This is a genomic window from Streptomyces sp. NPDC001903 (genome assembly GCF_042891345.1).
GTDB lineage: Bacteria > Actinomycetota > Actinomycetes > Streptomycetales > Streptomycetaceae > Streptomyces.
Window position 1 is genome coordinate 105,145 of record NZ_JBIASZ010000001.1, and the last position, 17,754, is coordinate 122,898.

The 17,754-nt window shown below is 72.0% G+C and carries 15 protein-coding genes; 5 read left to right on the forward strand and 10 right to left on the reverse strand.

The genetic code is table 11. The features are described from left to right. Positions 1–49: 49 nt before the first annotated feature. The 3 genes from ACFYZS_RS00510 to ACFYZS_RS00520 all read right to left on the reverse strand — a co-directional run bounded on the left by ACFYZS_RS00510 (position 50) and on the right by ACFYZS_RS00520 (position 2,043). Positions 50–589: an alkyl hydroperoxide reductase gene (locus ACFYZS_RS00510; protein WP_389005322.1), complete on the reverse strand. Its 540-nt coding sequence runs from the start codon at positions 587–589 to the stop codon at positions 50–52. Positions 590–592: 3 nt separating this feature from the next. After that, complete coding sequence (locus ACFYZS_RS00515; protein ID WP_030159560.1) at positions 593–1,147, reverse strand: peroxiredoxin; 555 nt, start codon at positions 1,145–1,147, stop codon at positions 593–595. A 197-nt stretch (positions 1,148–1,344) separates the two neighbouring features. Further along, positions 1,345–2,043: a hypothetical protein gene (locus ACFYZS_RS00520; protein WP_389005324.1), complete on the reverse strand. Its 699-nt coding sequence runs from the start codon at positions 2,041–2,043 to the stop codon at positions 1,345–1,347. Positions 2,044–2,185: 142 nt separating this feature from the next. On the opposite strand from ACFYZS_RS00520, the gene ACFYZS_RS00525 reads away from it, so the two are divergent. After that, positions 2,186–3,133, forward strand: coding sequence for a hydrogen peroxide-inducible genes activator (locus tag ACFYZS_RS00525; protein WP_389005326.1), 948 nt, complete (start codon positions 2,186–2,188; stop codon positions 3,131–3,133). Between the two features lie 22 nt (positions 3,134–3,155). Here ACFYZS_RS00525 and ACFYZS_RS00530 read toward each other — a convergent pair whose 3' ends face one another. Both ACFYZS_RS00530 and ACFYZS_RS00535 read right to left on the reverse strand, forming a co-directional pair. Next, the gene (locus ACFYZS_RS00530) at positions 3,156–3,431 is read right to left on the reverse strand and encodes a hypothetical protein (protein WP_389005328.1); all 276 of its coding nucleotides are present in this window, start codon (positions 3,429–3,431) and stop codon (positions 3,156–3,158) included. Then, positions 3,428–4,336, reverse strand: a complete 909-nt coding sequence (locus ACFYZS_RS00535; protein WP_389005330.1) for an SPFH domain-containing protein — start codon at positions 4,334–4,336, stop codon at positions 3,428–3,430. Before ACFYZS_RS00535 ends, ACFYZS_RS00530 begins: the two co-directional genes overlap by 4 nt. 233 nt (positions 4,337–4,569) lie before the next feature. Between ACFYZS_RS00535 and ACFYZS_RS00540 the strand changes: the two genes are divergently transcribed. Continuing rightward, positions 4,570–6,807, forward strand: coding sequence for a transglycosylase domain-containing protein (locus tag ACFYZS_RS00540; protein ID WP_389005332.1), 2,238 nt, complete (start codon positions 4,570–4,572; stop codon positions 6,805–6,807). Positions 6,808–6,884: 77 nt separating this feature from the next. Here ACFYZS_RS00540 and ACFYZS_RS00545 read toward each other — a convergent pair whose 3' ends face one another. From ACFYZS_RS00545 to ACFYZS_RS00555, 3 genes are all read right to left on the reverse strand, one after another. Then, entirely contained in the window at positions 6,885–9,323 is a 2,439-nt protein-coding gene (locus ACFYZS_RS00545) for a SpoIIE family protein phosphatase (protein WP_389005334.1), read from the reverse strand. 252 nt (positions 9,324–9,575) lie between these two features. Beyond that, positions 9,576–10,271 (reverse strand): DUF402 domain-containing protein, encoded by a 696-nt coding sequence (locus ACFYZS_RS00550; RefSeq protein ID WP_389005336.1) that lies wholly within the window; start codon positions 10,269–10,271, stop codon positions 9,576–9,578. 103 nt (positions 10,272–10,374) lie between these two features. After that, a complete protein-coding gene (locus ACFYZS_RS00555) occupies positions 10,375–11,778 on the reverse strand; it encodes a class II fumarate hydratase (protein ID WP_389005338.1) in 1,404 nt (467 codons plus the stop codon). Between the two features lie 105 nt (positions 11,779–11,883). Here ACFYZS_RS00555 and ACFYZS_RS00560 point away from each other — a divergent pair, with 105 nt between their 5' ends. After that, positions 11,884–13,419, forward strand: a complete 1,536-nt coding sequence (locus ACFYZS_RS00560; RefSeq protein ID WP_389005340.1) for a ricin-type beta-trefoil lectin domain protein — start codon at positions 11,884–11,886, stop codon at positions 13,417–13,419. A gap of 62 nt (positions 13,420–13,481) precedes the next feature. Here the strand turns inward: ACFYZS_RS00560 and ACFYZS_RS00565 are convergent, their stop codons facing one another. Together ACFYZS_RS00565 and ACFYZS_RS00570 are read right to left on the reverse strand one after the other, a co-directional pair. Beyond that, positions 13,482–14,246: a glycerophosphodiester phosphodiesterase gene (locus tag ACFYZS_RS00565; protein WP_389005342.1), complete on the reverse strand. Its 765-nt coding sequence runs from the start codon at positions 14,244–14,246 to the stop codon at positions 13,482–13,484. Between the two features lie 243 nt (positions 14,247–14,489). Further along, positions 14,490–16,157 carry a fumarate hydratase gene (locus ACFYZS_RS00570; protein ID WP_389005344.1) on the reverse strand — a complete coding sequence of 556 codons (1,668 nt, stop codon included), beginning with the start codon at positions 16,155–16,157 and terminating at the stop codon, positions 14,490–14,492. Positions 16,158–16,307: 150 nt separating this feature from the next. Here ACFYZS_RS00570 and ACFYZS_RS00575 point away from each other — a divergent pair, with 150 nt between their 5' ends. Together ACFYZS_RS00575 and ACFYZS_RS00580 are read left to right on the forward strand one after the other, a co-directional pair. After that, entirely contained in the window at positions 16,308–16,973 is a 666-nt protein-coding gene (locus tag ACFYZS_RS00575; protein WP_389005346.1) for a DUF1707 domain-containing protein, read from the forward strand. A 70-nt stretch (positions 16,974–17,043) separates the two neighbouring features. Then, positions 17,044–17,664 carry a TIGR03086 family metal-binding protein gene (locus tag ACFYZS_RS00580; RefSeq protein WP_389005348.1) on the forward strand — a complete coding sequence of 207 codons (621 nt, stop codon included), beginning with the start codon at positions 17,044–17,046 and terminating at the stop codon, positions 17,662–17,664. Positions 17,665–17,754: the final 90 nt, after the last annotated feature.

Consider the following 17,754-nt stretch of genomic DNA (forward strand, 5'->3'; position numbering starts at 1 on the left):
AGCCCGTACGGCGGTGCGCAGGGTGCGTACCGCGGCTACGAAGGGGCCACTACTCGGCGGCGAGGGCGGCCTCGGCGTCGAGGGTGACCGCGACGGCCTGGATCACCGAGGCGACCTTGAAGGCCTCCTGGACCGTCTCGCGGTCGACTCCGGCCTTGCGCAGGACCTGCTCGTGCGAGTCCAGGCACTGGCCGCAGCCGTTGATCGCGGAGACGGCGAGCGACCACAGCTCGAAGTCGACCTTCTCCACGCCCGGGTTGCCGATGACGTTCATCCGCAGGCCCGCGCGCAGCGTGCCGTACTCCGGGTCGGAGAGCAGGTGGCGGGTGCGGTAGAAGACGTTGTTCATCGCCATGATCGCGGCCGCGGACTTGGCGGCGGCGTACGCCTCCGGCGACAGGGCCGCCTTCGCCTCCGGCTCCAGCTCACGCAGGACGCGAGGGGAGCGGGCGGCGATCGCGCAGGACAGGACGGTGCCCCACAGCTGCTGCTGCGAGAGGGTGTCCTGGTTGCCGATGACCGAGCCGAGGTTCAGCTTCAGGTCCTTGGCGAAGTCCGGTATGGCGGACTTGAGGGAGTCGAGGGACATCCGTCACTCACCGGCCAGCAGCGCGCCGGCGTCCAGGGTGCCCTCGCCCTTGTTCCAGTTGCAGGGGCACAGCTCGTCGGTCTGCAGGGCGTCGAGGACCCGCAGGACCTCCTTGGGGTTACGGCCCACGGAGCCGGCGGTCACCATCGTGAACTGGATCTCGTTGTTCTGGTCGACGATGAACACGGCGCGCTGCGCGAAGCCGTCCTCGCCCTGCACGCCACAGGCCTGCATGAGCTCGTGCTTGGAGTCGGCCAGCATCGGGAAGGGCAGGTCACGCAGGTCGGCGTGGTCCTTGCGCCAGGCGTGGTGGACGAACTCGGAGTCGCCGGAGACGCCGAGGATCTGGGCGTCGCGGTCCTGGAACTCCTCGTTCAGCTTGCCGAAGGCGGCGATCTCGGTCGGGCAGACGAAGGTGAAGTCCTTCGGCCAGAAGAACACCACGCGCCACTTGCCCTCGTAGGTCTTGTGGTCGATCTGGGCGAACTCGCTGCCGGCTTCGAGCGAGACGCAGGCGGTCAGATCGTAGGTGGGGAACTTGTCACCGACAGTGAGCACGTGCTCTCCTTGCGAGATGGGAAAGTAGTCCCTTTTGGGGCTTTCCCTGAGGGGTTGGACGTGTCTCACATGCTGGCACAGGCAGCATTGATCGCGGAAATCGCAAAGGGTGGTCGTGCTGATCAGGCTTCCCTATCAATGTGTCCGTTCGGGCAAAGAGCGACGGAGGGTGATCTCTGTCGATCTTCGGGTGACACCTACTTGCAGAACTCGTCCAGAGCCTTCGCGGCGCCCTCGCCGTAGCCGCGGGTCCATTCGGGGTCGGGTGCCACGGCGGTCGCCGGCGGGGTGGTCTTGCAGGTGGCCTTGGTGGACTCGTAGCCGAGCTTGTAGCCCTTGTCGTGCTCGGAGGTGCCGGTCTGTCCGTCCGTCTTGTCGCCGCAGAACGACTTGGCGGCCAGTGCCGCGCCGTTGTCGTAGCCCTTCTGCCAGTTGGGGTCGACCTCGCCCAGGGTCTGCGGCGGTTTGGCGCTGCAGTTCCCCCTGATCGTCTGGAAGCCCTTCTGGTAGCCCTTGTCGTACTCGGCCTTCGCGTTCGCACCCGTGTCCGTACCCGTGCCCGTGCCTTCCTTGGCGGGGTCCTCCCCGCCCGTGCACGCGACGCCCCCGACGGTGTAGTGGCCCTGGGGCACGCTCCCCTCGCGCACGCTGCCGCCGGTGACCTTGGCGGAAGGGTTGCTGTAGCCGCTGTCACCCTTGACCTCGACGCTGGTCCCGGTGAATCCGCTGCCGTTGATCGCCCAGTTGTTCGGTGGTGGGGCGTACCCCTTCGTGACGCTGCAGGTGCCGGCCGCGGGTGCCGCCGCCGCGGGGTGGGCCAGCACCGTCGGCCCCAGGACCAGCGGCGAGGCCGCCAGTGCGGCCAGGACGCCGATGCGAACGCGCTTGATCATCATGGCTGCCTCCCGGGCGAAGGCGTGGCCGCGCCCTTCTCGCCCTACCTCCACTCTCACGCACCCACGGGCTGCGCGCAGCGCGCGGGACCGGGCGGAGGGGGCCGGAGCTAGTCTGGTGGCCGGTGATCGGAGGTACCTGTCAGTGGCCGTCGGCAACAGGGGAGCGAAGCAGGCGACGCTCGCGCAGCTGCGCGCGTTCGCCGCCGTCGCCGAACACCTGCACTTCCGGGACGCCGCCGCGGCGATCGGGATGAGCCAGCCGGCGCTCTCGGGCGCCGTCTCCGCACTGGAGGAGGCCCTCGGCGTCCAGCTGCTGGAGCGCACCACCCGCAAGGTGCTGCTCTCCCCGGCGGGCGAGCGGATCGCGGCCCGGGCCAAGGCGGTCCTCGACGCCATGGGCGGGCTGCTGGAGGAGGCCGAGGCCGTACGGGCCCCCTTCACCGGGATCCTGCGGCTCGGGGTGATCCCCACGGTGGCCCCGTACCTGCTGCCGACCGTGCTCGGACTCTTCCACCGCCGCTACCCGCGGATGGACCTCCAGGTCCACGAGGAGCAGACCTCCTCCCTGCTGGAGGGGCTGGCCGGCGGGCGGCTCGACCTGCTGCTGCTCGCCGTGCCGCTCGGCGTTCCCGGGGTCACCGAACTGCCCGTCTTCGACGAGGACTTCGTCCTCCTCGCGCCCCGGGAGCACCCGCTCGCCGGGCGCCGGGACATTCCGCGCGAGGAACTGCGGGACCTGCAGCTCCTGTTGCTCGACGAGGGGCACTGCCTGCGCGACCAGGCCCTGGACATCTGCCGCGAGGCGGGCCGACCCGACGGCGCGGCCGTCACCACGACCGCCGCCGGGCTCTCCACCCTCGTACAGCTGGTCGCCGGGGGACTGGGCGTGACCCTGCTGCCGCGCACCGCGCTGCGGCTGGAGACCGCCCGCAACGAGTACCTGGCCACCGGGTACTTCGCCGAGCCCGCGCCCTCGCGGCGGATCGCGCTGGCCATGCGGACGGGCACGGCCCGCCAGGAGGAGTTCCGGGCCATCGCGGGGGCCCTGCGCGAGGCCGTACGCCCGCTCCCGGTGTGGCCGGCCGAGTAGGACGGACCCCGCGGGGCGGGCGTCAGGCTTCGGGCGGGACGCGCGGGCGGCCGCGCGGGGGGATCGGGGCGGCGCCGCCCGGGAGGCGGCCCGCCTCGGACAGGGCCCGCCGCAGCAGGAACTCGATCTGCGCGTTGGCGCTGCGCAGCTCCTCGCCCGCCCAGCGGGCGAGGGCGTCGTACACCTGCGGGTCGAGCCGCAGCAGCACCTGCTTGCGTGCCTGCCGCCCCGTCCGCGCGGCCGGCCGTTCCCGGCCCTCGCCCGCCTCGGGCTCCTGCGGTTCGCCGGCGGGGCTCACTGGTAGAGCGTGCCCGTGTTGACGACCGGCTGGGCGGCCCGGTCGCCGCACAGGACCACCATCAGGTTCGACACCATGGCGGCCTTGCGCTCCGGGTCGAGGTCCACGATGTCCTGCTCCGCCAGTCGGGTCAGGGCCAGTTCGACCATGCCCACCGCCCCTTCCACGATCTGCTTGCGGGCCGCCACGACCGCGCCCGCCTGCTGGCGCTGCAGCATCGCGGAGGCGATCTCCGGAGCGTACGCGAGATGCGTGAAGCGGGACTCTATGATCCGCACGCCGGCCGCCTCCACCCGTGCGTGCAGTTCGAGCGCCAGCTTCTCGGTGATCTCCTCGGCGTTGCCGCGCAGCGAGAGCCCGCCCTCGTCGTGGGCGTCGTAGGGGTACTCGATCGCGATGTGCCGGACCGCCGCCTCGGTCTGGGTCTCGACGAACTGCGTGAAGTCCTCCACCTCGAACGTCGCCCGCGCGGTGTCCTCCACCCGCCACACCACGACGGCCGCCAGCTCGATCGGGTTGCCGTAGGCGTCGTTGACCTTCAGGACGGCCGTCTCGTGGTTGCGGACCCGGGTGGAGATCTTCTCCCGTGAGGTGAGCGGGTTGACCCAGCGCAGGCCGTCCGTGCGGATCGTCCCCCGGTAGCGGCCGAACAGCTGGACCACGCGGGCCTCGCCCGGAGCCACCATGTTCAGCCCGCCCATCGCGAAGGCCGAGGCGGCGATCAGGAGGATGCCGAGCACGATCAGGGACACGTGTGCCGTCGAGCCCTCGGCGGCAGCGCCGAGAGCGATCAGTCCGGCACCGGCCGCCACCCCCAACAGCCCCAGCAGCAAAGCCAGTCCACCGCCCAGGCTGCGCGCCGTGAACTCCCGTACGTCGCCGCCGACGGTCGCCGTGTTCGTCATCGTCTGCCCCCATTTGCTCGGTCGCGGCCAGTCGAGCCGCTTAGCAAAGTGATATCACTTTTTAGGGCCGCCGCAACCCTACGGGCTTGCCGCGCGTCGGTTCCCTTGATGTGGGTGCTGATTCTCACGTCCGAATTGACCGGTATTGGCCAAGGTTGGTCAACCTTTGTCACAACCTGCGGTGTTAGCTTTCTGAGCTGACGTCGGGGGGGTAATCGAGCGGAGCGGGAGCGATGGGCCGAGCAGAAGCGCGTAAGGCGCAGCAGCGCAGTGCGCGACGGGCGCCGCGCGGGCGCGCCACCGGGAAGGGGCGTGCCGGCAAGCGGACCGGCATACGTCGCTTCTTCACATGGAAGAAGATCCTCGGGGCCTTCTTCGGGATCATCCTGCTCGGCATGGGCGCACTCGTGGCCCTCTACTTCTACGTGGACGAGCCCGACCCGAACGCCGACGCCATCAAGCAGAGCAACGTCTACAAGTACGCGGACGGCTCGATCATGGCGCGCGACGGCAAGATGAACCGCGAGATCGTGCCGATCAGCCGGGTGCCCAAGGACGTCAAGACCGGCTTCATCGCCATCGAGAACAAGTCCTTCTACCAGGACCAGGGCGTCGACTTCCTCGGCATCGCCCGAGGCCTGTTCAACACGGCCACCGGCAAGGGCAAGGCCGGCGGTTCGACGATCACCCAGCAGTACGTCAAGAACTTCTACCTGAACCAGGACCAGACGGCGACGCGCAAGCTCAAGGAGCTCGTGATCTCCCTCAAGGTCGACCGGCGCATGAAGAAGGACGACATCCTCGAGGGGTACCTGAACACCAGTTACTTCGGGCGCGGCGCGTACGGCATCCAGGCCGCCGCCCAGGCCTACTACGGCGTCGACGTCGACAAGCTGACCCTGGAACAGGGCGCGTACCTCGCGGCCGTCCTCCAGGCCCCCAGCGACTACGACCTGGCGACCGCGGGCCCGAACGGCACGCGCCTGGTCAAGATCCGCTTCAACGGCGTGCTCGACAACATGGTCGAGATGAAGGCGCTCGACCCGGAGAAGCGCAAGCAGCTCCAGCTTCCGATGCCGATCAAGCCCAAGGCCGCCCCCGGCATGGAGGGCCAGAAGGGCTATCTGAAGCAGGCCGCCGACGCGGAGCTGCGCAAGCAGACCGGCATGACCGCGCAGATGCTGCAGGCCGGCGGCTGGGAGATCACCCTCAACATCGACCCCAAGAAGCAGGCCGCGCTGGAGAAGGCCGTCCAGGACGAGCTGGAGGCCAAGCTCGACCGCAAGGACCGGCCCGTCGACGCGAGCGTGCAGGCCGGCGCCACCTCCGTGGACCCGAAGACCGGCGCGGTCGTCGCGATGTACGGCGGCACCGGGCTCTCCGACCACTGGGCGAGCAACGCCCTGCGCCAGGACTTCCAGCCCGGCTCGACCTTCAAGCCGGTCGTGCTCGCCTCCGCCCTGGAGAACAAGTCCACGACGCAGGACGGCAAGCCGATCACGCCGAACGCGCTCTACGACGGCACCAGCAAGCGCCCGGTGGTGGGCAGCGACACCCCGTTCGCCCCGCAGAACCAGGACAACGCGAACTACGGCGACCCCTTCCTCACCGTCCAGGCGGCCACCAACTCCTCCGTCAACTCGGTGTACGCCCAGATGATCGTGGACGTGAAGCCGCCGAACGTGAAGAAGACGGCGCTGGAGCTCGGCATGAAGGACCGCGAAGGCTGGCCGGCCGACAAGCCGGCCATGTCGCTCGGCACCATGAGCGCCAACACCCTGGAGATGGCGGGCGTCTACGCCACCCTCGACAACCACGGCAAGAAGATCACCCCGACGATCGTCAAGAGCGCCAAGCACGCCACCCGCGAGTTCAAGCCGGTCGAGTCCGTGGGCTCGCAGGCCATCACCCGCGAGACCGCCGACACGGTGACCAAGGTGCTCACCGGCGTCGTCAACGACGGTTCCGGCAAGGCCGTGAAGAGCTCCGCGTACGAGGCCGCCGGCAAGACCGGTACCACCGAGTCCAACGTGGCCGCCTGGTTCACCGGGTACACCCCCGAGCTCGTCACCGTCGTCGCGATGTTCGGCGAGGAGCCCGGAACGGCCAAGCAGGTCACCCTGACCGGTACCGCGGGCGGTGGCCGAGCGGGTGGTTCCAGCTTCCCGGCCGAGATCTGGAAGGCGTACACGCTGGCCGCGCTCAAGGGCGTGGACACCGGCGAGTTCGACCTCTCCGAGGCCAAGATGGGCGCCTCGCAGGCGCCGAGCCGCAGCAGCTCGCCGTCCTCGTCGAGCTCCTCGTCCGCCAACACGCCGTCGGCGCCCGTCTCGCCGTCGAAGGGCACCCAGGACCCGACGAAGAGCCCGGACCCGACGAAGAGCCCGGACCCGACCAAGAGCCCGGACCCGACCAAGAGCCCGACGAAGAGTCCGGACCCGACGAAGAGTCCGCCGATCACGATCCCCTAGCGGGCCCGCCCGCCCCGTGAACGCGAAACCGCCGCCCCGCAGCATCCACGCTGCGGGGCGGCGGTGTTTCGACGTGGTCAGCGACGGTCGGCCGCTCCCGGCAGCGGGAGCTCGAACCAGACCACCTTTCCGCTGCTCAGCCGGGTCGCACCCCAGCGCCGGGCCATCCGGTTGACCAGGAACAGCCCGCGGCCGCCCTCGTCGGTCTCCCGCGCCCGGCGCTGGCGGGGCAGCTGCGGGGAGTCGTCGCCGACCTCGCAGCGCAGGACGTCCGTCCGCAACAGGCGCAGGGTCACGGGCCGTTCGGCGTACCGCACGGCGTTCGTGACCACCTCGCTGACCAGGAGCTCCAGGGAGTCCTGGAGCTCCTCCAGGCCCCACCGGGTCAGCGCCCTGCGGGCGAACCGGCGGGCCCGCCCCGGAGCGGTCTCCTCCGGGTCCAGGAACCAGTACGCGACGTCGCTGGGCGCGATCCCGTCGAAGCGGGCGGCGAGCAGCGCGATGTCGTCGTCCCGGTCGCCCGGGCCGAGCATGTCCAGGACGTCGTCGCAGAGCGCCTCCAGCGGCGGCGGGTGGTCCAGGCCGGTCAGCTGGGCGGTGGTGGCCAGGCGCTCGCGGAGCTGCTCGATGCCCGTCCACACGTCGCGCAGCCGGGATTCGACCAGCCCGTCGGTGTACAGCAGCAGGGTGGCCCCGGCGGGCGCGTCCAGCTCCACGGCCTCGAAGTCCACGCCGCCGACGCCGATGGGGGCGCCGGGGGGCACGCGGAGCACCTCGGCGCGGCCGCCCAGGTGCAGGAGCACGGGCGGCGGGTGGCCGGCGTTGGCGATGGTGATCCGGTGCGAGACGGGGTCGTAGACCGCGTACAGGCAGGTGGCCATCCGGTCGGAGCCCAGGCGCTGCGCCTGCTCGTCCAGGTGGTGCAGGACCTCGGCGGGCGGCAGGTCCAGCTGCGCCAGCGTCTGGGCGGTGGTGCGGAGCTGGCCCATGATCGCGGCGGAGGTCATGGAGTGGCCCATGACGTCGCCGACGACGAGCGCGACGCGGCTGCCGGGCAGCGGTATCGCGTCGTACCAGTCGCCGCCCACCCGGGCCGTCTCGGCGGCGGGCAGGTAGCGCGAGGCGAGCCGCACCCCGGTGGGCTGGGGGAGGCTGTCGGGCAGCATGGTGCGCTGGAGCTCGTCGGCGATGTACGCCTCGCGGCCGTACAGGACCGCCTTGTCGATGCCGAGCGCGGTGTGCGTGGCCAGCTGGGCGGCGACCAGCAGGTCGTTCTGCTCGAACGCCGGCCGCTCGGGGCTGCGCAGGAACACCGCCGAGCCGATGACGCGGCGGCGGCCGCGCAGCGGCGCGAGGATGGCCCGCTGGCCGCGCGGTATGGGGTGCTCCGAGCCGAGCAGCTCCGGCAGCGCGTCCTTGGCCCCGGCGGCGGACCCGAAGACGGGCCGTACGCCGCGCAGCACCTCGGCGAGGGCGCCGCCGGGGCGGATCTCGCAGAGCTCGGCCGCGGGCAGGTCACCCTGCGGGCCGACCAGCGGCAGCTGGCTGAAGTCGAGCTCGCCCGCGGCCCCGGGGGCCCCCGCGCCCTCGGTTCCCGTCAGATCGTCGATCGGCCGGAGCCGGTCGGTGCGGCGCAGCCTTAAAACGACCGGGCCGACGGGGCGCTCGTCGCCCACGGGGAGGGGATCGCGCAGGTAGACGAGGATGGCGTCCGAGAAGGTCGGCACGGTGGCCCGGCACAGGCCGAGCACGATCTCGTCGAGGTCGATGCCGCGGGCGATCCGCCGGGTCGCGGCGCCGACGAACCGCAGCCGGTCCCCCTCGCGCCGGGCCACCCCGCCGTCGGGCCCCTGCGTCCCGCCGCCGGCCGCACCGGCACCGCCGTCCGGCAGGCCGGCGCCCTGGCCGTACTCCGTCCCCGCGGCCGTGTCCGGGCCGCCCCGGCCCTCGTAGGCCCGGCCGAGGACCGCGCCCTCCCCGCCTTCGGCGCCCGTCCCGGCAGCGGCCGCTGCGGTTTCGCGGGGGCGGGAGGCGTCCGGTATCGCCGCCGGGCGGTCCTGCGCCCCGCCGCGGGCCTCGTGGGGCCGGCCGGCGGGGACGTCGGCGGGGTCCTCGCCGCGGACGGCGTTGCGCGCGGCCTCCCCGTCGCGCCGACGGGACCCGCCCGCCGCCGCGGCGTCGCGCACGGCGCCCCGGGCCGCCTCGGCGTCGCGGCCGCGGCGGCCGGCCGCGCCCTGGGAGGCCGTACCGCGTGCGCGGGAGCGGCGGGGCGGGCCGTCCTGCGGGGCGGCGGGTACGCCCTCGCCGCGCGGGCGCGGGACGTCCGAGCGGACGGGGTCGTCGCCGGGCACGGCCGAGCCGCGCACGGCCTCGGCCGCGGGGACGGGGGCCTTGCCGTGGCCCAGCTCGTCCGGACAGCCGCCGGGGGCGGCGGGCATGCCGGGGCCGCCCGGGGCCGGTGTCGCGGCGGCCGCGGCAGGCGGCGGGCCCTCCTGCGAGGTGGGGTACTCCGTCACGCGTGGAATTCCGTCCGTTTGCGCTCGATGTGCGCTGCACTCAACTCGGTCAGTCGCGGTATACCCGCTCAGCGGCGGGGACACCACCGCCCCGCGGTTCCGCGTCCCGCTCGTTACCTCTCGCTCTGCGTTGACCTCCGGTCAAGTCCGGCGTACGGCACGACATTTACTGCTTCGGGGCTCAGCGCGCCTCCCGCGCGCGACCTGCGGAGGGAGATCTTACGGTTGAACCCCGGGGGCGCATCAAGGGTCTCATGAGGTCATATGCGCCGGAGTGCGGTCCCAGTCCTCGGGCAGGGCCGGAACTCCCCAGGCGGGATCCGGCCGCCAGTCCTGCCAGCCGTCGGAGAACGGGGTCCCCCAGGCCTTGATCACGTCCACCGCCGCCCGCCCCGCGACCTGCACCCGGCGGGCCTGTTCGGCGTCCATCAGACCGGCCCGCTGGGCCTGCGCGAACTCGTCCTCGTCACGCCACTTCCACGTACGGTCGGGGTAGACGGAGATGTCCAGGAAGTGGTCCACGGAGTCGACCCCGCCGGACCACCGGGTGCGCGGCTCCTCGAGGTTCACGTACCAGCTCTTGAACCGCCAGCCGTGGTCCCAGAACAGCCACACCGACCACGGGTCCCCGGGCCGGGCCAGCTTCAGCACGCCGGCGCCGAACCAGCGCGACCGCGCGGTGGTGCGCGGCGCCGTGTACCGGGTGGCGAGCGGCTCCTCGTGGACGGAGGTGCCGTCGGCCAGCACCGGCTTGACGCACTCGGTGCCCGGGGCCATCCACACCGCCAGCAGTTCGGCGGTGTCCTGCACCACCGTCACCGGGCGGCAGATGTGGACCGCGCCCTTCAGGCCCGGGGCGTGGTCGCGGTAGCGCCAGAGGATCTGCTCACCCGGCCGCCAGCGGGTGCCCTGCGCGTCGCCGCCCCCGCGGCCTCCGGTACCTGTCATGCGCAGATCTTAGGGCTGGGCCCCCCGCGCCCGCTGCGGCGCAGGTCACGGAGGTGCGCGGGGACGGGAAACGACCGAATCCGGCCCCAGGCCGGAAACGTTTTCAGGGCCGGGTCATGCGCAGGACGTCGAGGGCCTCGTCCAGCTGTTCCAGCGTCAGGTCGCCGCGGTCCACGTACCCGGACTCCAGCACGACCTCCCTGATCGTCTTCCGTTCGGCGAGGGACCTCTTGGCGACCTTGGCCGCCTCCTCGTAGCCGATGTACCGGTTGAGCGGTGTCACCACGGAGGGGGAGGACTCGGCGAACTCCCTGGCCCGCGCCACGTTGGCGGTGATCCCGTCGACCGTCCGGTCGGCCAGCAGGCGGCTCGCGTTGCCGAGCAGCCGGATCGATTCCAGCAGGTTCCTGGCCATCACCGGGAGCATCACATTGAGCTCGAAATTGCCGGCCGCGCCCGCCACGGCGACGGTCGTGTCGTTCCCGGTCACCTGTGCGGCGACCATGAGTACGGCCTCCGGGACCACCGGATTGACCTTCCCGGGCATGATCGAGGAGCCCGGCTGGAGATCGGGCAGATTAATTTCGGCCAATCCCGTGCGCGGCCCCGAGGCCATCCAGCGCAGATCGTTGGAGATCTTGGTCAGGGAGACGGCGATCGTACGGAGCGTCCCCGAGGTCTCCACCAGCGCGTCCCGGGCCCCCTGGGCCTCGAAGTGGTTGCGGGCCTCGGTCAGCGGCAGCCCGGTCGCGGCGGCCACCTCGGCGATGACGGCGGCGGAGAAGCCGGGCGGGGTGTTGATCCCGGTGCCCACGGCGGTCCCGCCCAGCGGCAGTTCGGCGAGCCGGGGCAGGGCCGCGCGCAGCCGCTCGACGCCGTAGCGCACCTGGGCGGCGTACCCGCCGAACTCCTGGCCCAGGGTCACCGGGGTGGCGTCCATCAGGTGGGTCCGGCCCGCCTTGACCACCTCCGCGAACTCGGCGGCCTTGCGCTCCAGGGCGGCGGCGAGGTGCTCCAGGGCCGGGATCAGCTCGCGGGTGACAGCGGCGGTCGCGGCGATGTGGATGGACGAGGGGAAGACGTCGTTGGAGCTCTGCGAGGCGTTGACGTGGTCGTTGGGGTGGACCTCGCGGCCGAGCCGCTCGCCGGCCAGGGTGGCGATGACCTCGTTGGTGTTCATGTTGGACGAGGTGCCGGACCCGGTCTGGAACACGTCGACCGGGAAGTGCTCGTCCCAGCGGCCCTCGGCCACCTCGGAGGCGGCGGACCGGATCGCTTCGGCGATGTCCTCGTCCACCACCCCCAGCTTCGCGTTCACCGCGGCGGCCGCCGCCTTGACGAGGGCCAGCGCCTCGATGTGGGCGCGCTCCAGGCGCTGTCCGGAGACGGGGAAGTTCTCCACCGCGCGCTGGGTCTGGGCCCGCCATTTGGCGTGCGCGGGGACCCGTACCTCGCCCATCGAGTCGTGCTCGACGCGGTAGGCGGCCTGGTTCTGATCGTCGGTCATGTTCGTTGCCTCCTCAAAAAGTTGAGCAATTGTCTTGTTCGAAGTGTTCCCAAGTCCCCTACCGGCCAGTAAATACCGTGGGTAACACCGACAGGGGAGACGTTCATGACACGTGTACGCACGAGACCCGGGCTCAGATCTACCGTCGCCGCGGCCGCGGCGTTCGCGGCCGCCCTCGGGGGCGTCACCGCCATCACCCCCATGGCCCAGGCAGCCACTTCCGCCGCGTCCGGCCCGGCCGCCACCCCGCTCTCGCCCGAACTGGAGGCCATCCGCGCGGCGGAGGCCGTCAAGATCTACGGTGACCCGGCGATCCGCCCGCTGGGCGAGCGCAAGACCGGCCTGATCTCGCTCGGGGACAGCGAGATTTCGGGCGAGGGCGTCGGCAACTACGATCCCGCGACCAACACCCCGAACAACCAGTGCCACCGCTCGCCGGACGCCGCGATCCACCGCACCGGCATCCCGGCCGACCTGACCTTCAACGTCGCCTGCTCCGGCGGCTACACCGGCAACATCCGCATCGGAGGCGGCAAGCAGTACGCCGACGAGCTGGTGCAGAGCGACAACCTGGCCGTCAAGGCGCGCAATACGAAGATCAAGATGGTGCTGCTCGTCGCCGGCGCCAACGACGACCTCCAGTTCGGCCCGGTCATGACCGACTGCGTGACCCGCTGGGTGCTCAGCCAGGGCACCTGCGAGCCCAAGTACGGGCCGGGCTGGCAGGCGCGCGTGGACGGCCTGAAGCCCAAGGTCGAGGCGACGGTCGCCGACCTCAGGACGGTCATGCGCGACGCGGGCTACGCGGACTCCGACTACAAGCTCGTCGTGATGGGCTACCCCAGCCCCATCGGCCCCGACTTCTACGACAACCCGAACTTCCCCGGCAAGCTGCCCGGAGGCTGCGCCGGCTACGACTCCGACGCCGCCTGGGGCCGGAATTACGCGGTGCCCGCCTTCGAGAAGGGCATGCGCGCGGCGGCGCTGGCCTCGGGGGCCGTCTACCTGGACAACTCGCGGCTCTTCCAGGGCCACGAGGTGTGCATGGAGGACACCTGGGCCCGCGGGCTCTACCTGGACCTCGGGGACCACTTCCCGTGGGACGAGAACACCGCCCGCCAGTCGTTCCACCCCAACTACCGGGGCCACGGCGCGTTCGCGTCCTGCCTGACGCAGCTCTACGACTCGGGCCTGCGCGAGGCCTCCTGCGCCGACCCGGCGAGCACCGGGACGCCCGTCCTGCAGGCCGGGGCCTGGGACTCCCTCTACGCGCCGCTGAAGAACGAGGCGACCGGCAACTGCCTCGACTCCAACGGCGGCTCCAGCGCCAATGAGACCAAGGTCATCGGCTGGGACTGCCACGGCGGCCGCAACCAGGGCTGGTGGTACGACTCCGCGAGGAAGTCCGTCCACATCGAGCTCACCCACGACCGCTGCCTGGACGCCCCGGGCGCCCACTACGGCGCGGGGACCGGCCTGATCATCTGGAACTGCCACGGCGGCGCGAACCAGCAGTGGGTCCGCGACGGCGCCACCCTGCGCCCCGCGGCCGCCCCGGGCATGTGCCTGACCGTGGCCGCCGCCCACGACCAGCTGCGCCTGCAGGCCTGCAACGGCGCCGCGACCCAGCGCTTCGCGTAACCGCCCCGCACCGTCCGAACCCCCACACCCGGCCGGCCCGGCCGGCCGGGTGCCCCCGCGGCTCACCGGGAGCGCAGGTACTCCCGCACCTCGCGCGGCCGATTGGTGATCAGGGTGTCCACGCCGAGGCGCAGGCACAGCTCGATGTCCCGCGGCTCGTCGACGGTCCACACGCGCACGCGCAGCCCCTTGGCCTTCAGCCGCGCCACCAGCCCCGGGTCCTTGCGCACCAGGTCGATGCCGGGACCGGCGTGCCCGGCGAACGGCGGCCGCACCGGCCGCAGCCGCCGCTCGATGAGGTACACGGCGGGCAGCCCGGGAGCCAGCCGGTTCAGCCGCACCAGGGCGTTGCGGGAGAAGCTCATCACCTCGACGCGGCCGTCGGAGCCGTCGGCGAGCCCGTGCTCCTTGAGGACCCGTACGAGCTCGGCCTCCAGGCGGCCGCCGGCGCGCGTGGGGTGCTTGGTCTCGACGGCCAGGCCGACGGGCCGGTCGGCGGCGAGCGCCTCCTTGAGCAGGTCCTCGAAGAGCAGCACCTGCGCCCCGCGGTGCGCCTCGCCCTTCCAGCCGCCGAAGTCGAGCCCGGCGAGCTCCTCGTACGTCATGGCGGAGACGGTCCCGCGCCCGTCGGAGGTCCGCTCCACCCGCCGGTCGTGCACGCACACGAGCCGCCCGTCGGCACTCAGCCGTACGTCGCACTCCAGCGCGTCGGCCCCGTCGTCGATGGCCTGGCGGTAGGCGGCGAGGGTGTGCTCGGGGTGCTCGTGGGAGGCGCCGCGGTGGGCGATGACCTTCACGTCGCGGGCGGTGGGGAGCGTCTGCGTCATGGAGCAGACGTTAACCGGATGCGGTACGGCCCCCGGCACCGCATCAACCACGGATGGCCGAATTCTCCGTGACATTGCACAGCCGGCCGTGCGCGTCGTGCCGGAGCCGGGTCCGGCAGCGGATCATCGACGGCCGGCCGAAGTGGGACGAGACCTCGTACTGCGCCGGCCGCACGAGCGCCCCGGGGACTGATCGCCCCGCCGCGGGGAGCCCGGGGGCTCCCCGCGGCCGCGCCGCCGGGATCAGCCGAGGCCCGGGCCCCGGACGGGGATGTGGGTGAACGTGGGGGCCGGGGCCGGGTTCTGGAAGAAGTCGTTGCCCTTGTCGTCCACGACGATGAACGCCGGGAAGTCCTCGACCTCGATCTTCCAGACCGCCTCCATGCCGAGCTCCTCGTACTCCAGGACCTCGACCTTCTTGATGCAGTCCTGCGCCAGGCGGGCCGCCGGGCCGCCGATCGAGCCGAGGTAGAAGCCGCCGTGCGTGCCGCACGCGTCCGTCACCTGCTGCGAGCGGTTGCCCTTGGCCAGCATGACCATCGAGCCGCCCGCCGCCTGGAACTGCTCGACGTACGAGTCCATGCGGCCGGCCGTGGTCGGGCCGAAGGAGCCCGAGGCGTAGCCCTCGGGGGTCTTCGCCGGCCCGGCGTAGTAGACCGGGTGGTCCTTCAGGTACTGCGGCATCGGGGCGCCCGAGTCCAGCAGCTCCTTGATCTTGGCGTGCGCGATGTCGCGCGCCACCACCAGCGGGCCGGTCAGGGACAGGCGCGTCTTCACCGGGTACCGGGTGAGGGTGGCCAGGATGTCGGACATCGGCTGGGTGAGGTCGATCTTCACCACGTCCGCCGACTCGTCCAGGTGCTCGTCCGTCGTCTCCGGGAGGAAGCGGGCCGGGTCGCGCTCCAGCTGCTCCAGGAAGACGCCCTCCGCGGTGATCTTCGCGGTCGCCTGGCGGTCCGCCGAGCAGGAGACCGCGATGGCCACCGGCAGCGACGCGCCGTGGCGCGGGAGGCGCACGACGCGCACGTCGTGGCAGAAGTACTTGCCGCCGAACTGCGCGCCGATGCCGATCTTCTGGGTCAGTTCGAAGACCTGCTGCTCCAGGTCGAGGTCCCGGAAGCCGTGGCCCAGCGGGGAGCCCTCGGTGGGGAGCTCGTCGAGGTAGTGGGCCGAGGCGTACTTCGCCGTCTTGAGCGCGTGCTCCGCCGACGTGCCGCCGACCACGATCGCCAGGTGGTACGGCGGGCAGGCCGCGGTGCCCAGCGAGCGGATCTTCTCCTCCAGGAACTTCATCATGGAGGCCTCGTTGAGGACCGCCTTCGTCTCCTGGTAGAGGAAGGACTTGTTGGCCGAGCCGCCGCCCTTGGCCATGAAGAGGAACTTGTACGCGCCGCCGTCCGTCGCGTACAGCTCGATCTGCGCGGGCAGGTTCGAGCCGGTGTTCTTCTCCTCCCACATGGTGAGGGGGGCCATCTGCGAGTAGCGCAGGTTGAGGCGCGTGTACGCGTCGTAGATGCCGCGCGACAGGGCCGCCTCGTCGGCGCCCTCCGTCAGCACGTTCTGGCCGCGCTTGCCCATCACGATCGCCGTGCCCGTGTCCTGGCACATCGGCAGGACGCCGGCCGCCGCGATGTTCGCGTTCTTCAGGAGGTCGAGCGCGACGAACTTGTCGTTCGAGGAGGCCTCGGGGTCGTCGATGATCCGGCGCAGCTGCGCGAGGTGCGCGGGGCGCAGGAAGTGCTGGATGTCGTGGATGGCCTCTTCGGCGAGCTTGCGCAGCGCCTCGGGCTCGACCTTGAGGAACGTACGGCCGTCGGCCTCGAAGGTCGAGACGCCCTCCGAGGTCACCAGCCGGTAGGGGGTGGTGTCCTCGCCCAGGGGCAGCAGGTCGGTGTACGCAAACTCTGGCATGACGGCAGTCATTCCTCACTCGGCAGACGGCGCTGGCGACCAATTGGCAGCGCGGCTGTCCAGCGTAGGACCTCCGTCCCCGGCTGTGTCTGTGAGGTAAGGCTCACTGTCAACTATCGCGATCTATCGCGAATCGCTATGCTGGTTGTCGTGGACCTGGAAAAGAAGCCTGCCGCGCCCGCCGACCTGCGGGCCTCCGACGCCGACCGCGACCGGATCGCGCACATCCTGGCCGACGCCCTCGCCGAGGGCCGGCTCACCGCAGACGAGCACTCCGAGCGGCTGGATTCGCTGTACGCCGTGAAGACCGTCGGGGAGCTGGAGGTGCTCGTACGGGACCTTCCGGCGCCCGGCGGCCCCGCCGCGGCGCCCGCGTACGGACAGCACGCGGCCCCGGCCCCGGCCGCCGGACAGGGCGCGGTCGCGGAGACCGTGGTCGCCGTGTGCAGCAGCTCCACCCGAAAGGGCCGCTGGCGGCCCGGCGCGCACACCCGCGTGGTCTGCGTCCTCGGCGACGTCACCATCGACCTCACCGAGGCCGTCTTCGAGCAGCAGGTCACCGAGATCGACGTGACGAGCGTGCTGGGCAACGTCGAGATCACCGTCCCGGAGAACGTGACGCTCCGCGGCTACGGCAGCGGGGTCCTCGGCAACTTCGAGGTGCACGGCGAGGGCCGCGCCGAGACCACCGACCCGCACGCGCCGGTGGTGATCATCCGCGGCTTCGCCCTGCTGGGCAACATCGAGGCCCGGCCCAAGCTCGGCGCCCGCCTCGTCGACCTGGCCCTCAAACTGCGCAAGCGCCTGCAGGGGTAGGGCCCCACGGCCGGGGGCAACTGCCGTGCCGTCCCGCCTACTTGGCCGGAGCCCGTCCTAGGATCGGCCCATGACCGCATCCAAGTGGGATCTGCTCGATCACGCGCACGCGGCGCTGCGCTCCGTCGTCGACACGGTGCCCGCCGACGGCTGGGACCGCCCGACGCCCTGCGAAGAGTGGAATGTCAGCCAAGTGCTGCAGCACGCGGCCGGCGACCAGCTCGGCTACGCCGCCCGCCTCACCGGTGGTCCCGGCCCGGCCGAGGACCCCTTCGCGCCCTCCGGCGTCCTGGCCGCCGCCCCCGCGGAGCTGCTGGCGCCGGCCCTGGACGCCGCGGCCGAGGCCTTCGCCGGTGTCGCGCCGGGCACGGCGGAGGTCGCCGTACCGCTGCCCCCGTTCACCGTCCCCGCCGAGATCGCGGTCGGCGCGGCCGCTCTCGACGCCGCCGTCCACGCCTGGGACATCGCCGTGGCCGCCGGCCTGCCCTCCCCGCTGACCCCGGCCCTCGCCGCCGCCCTGCGCCCGACGGCGGAGGCGCTCGCCGAGCCCCTGCGCGGGTTCGCGTACGGCCCGGCGCTGCTGCCCGCGCCCGATGCCGCCGCCGACCCGGTCGCCGCGCTGCTCGCGTTCCTCGGCCGCCGCCCGGACTGGACACCGCCGGACGCGCGCGGAGCCGGCCGGCCGGAGTGAGCCCGCGCGCGGGCGTGCGCGGGCGGGCGACGACGTACACCGGCGTCGCGTTTCGGTCGAAGTTCGACGGGGCGGCGCCCTTGCCCCACG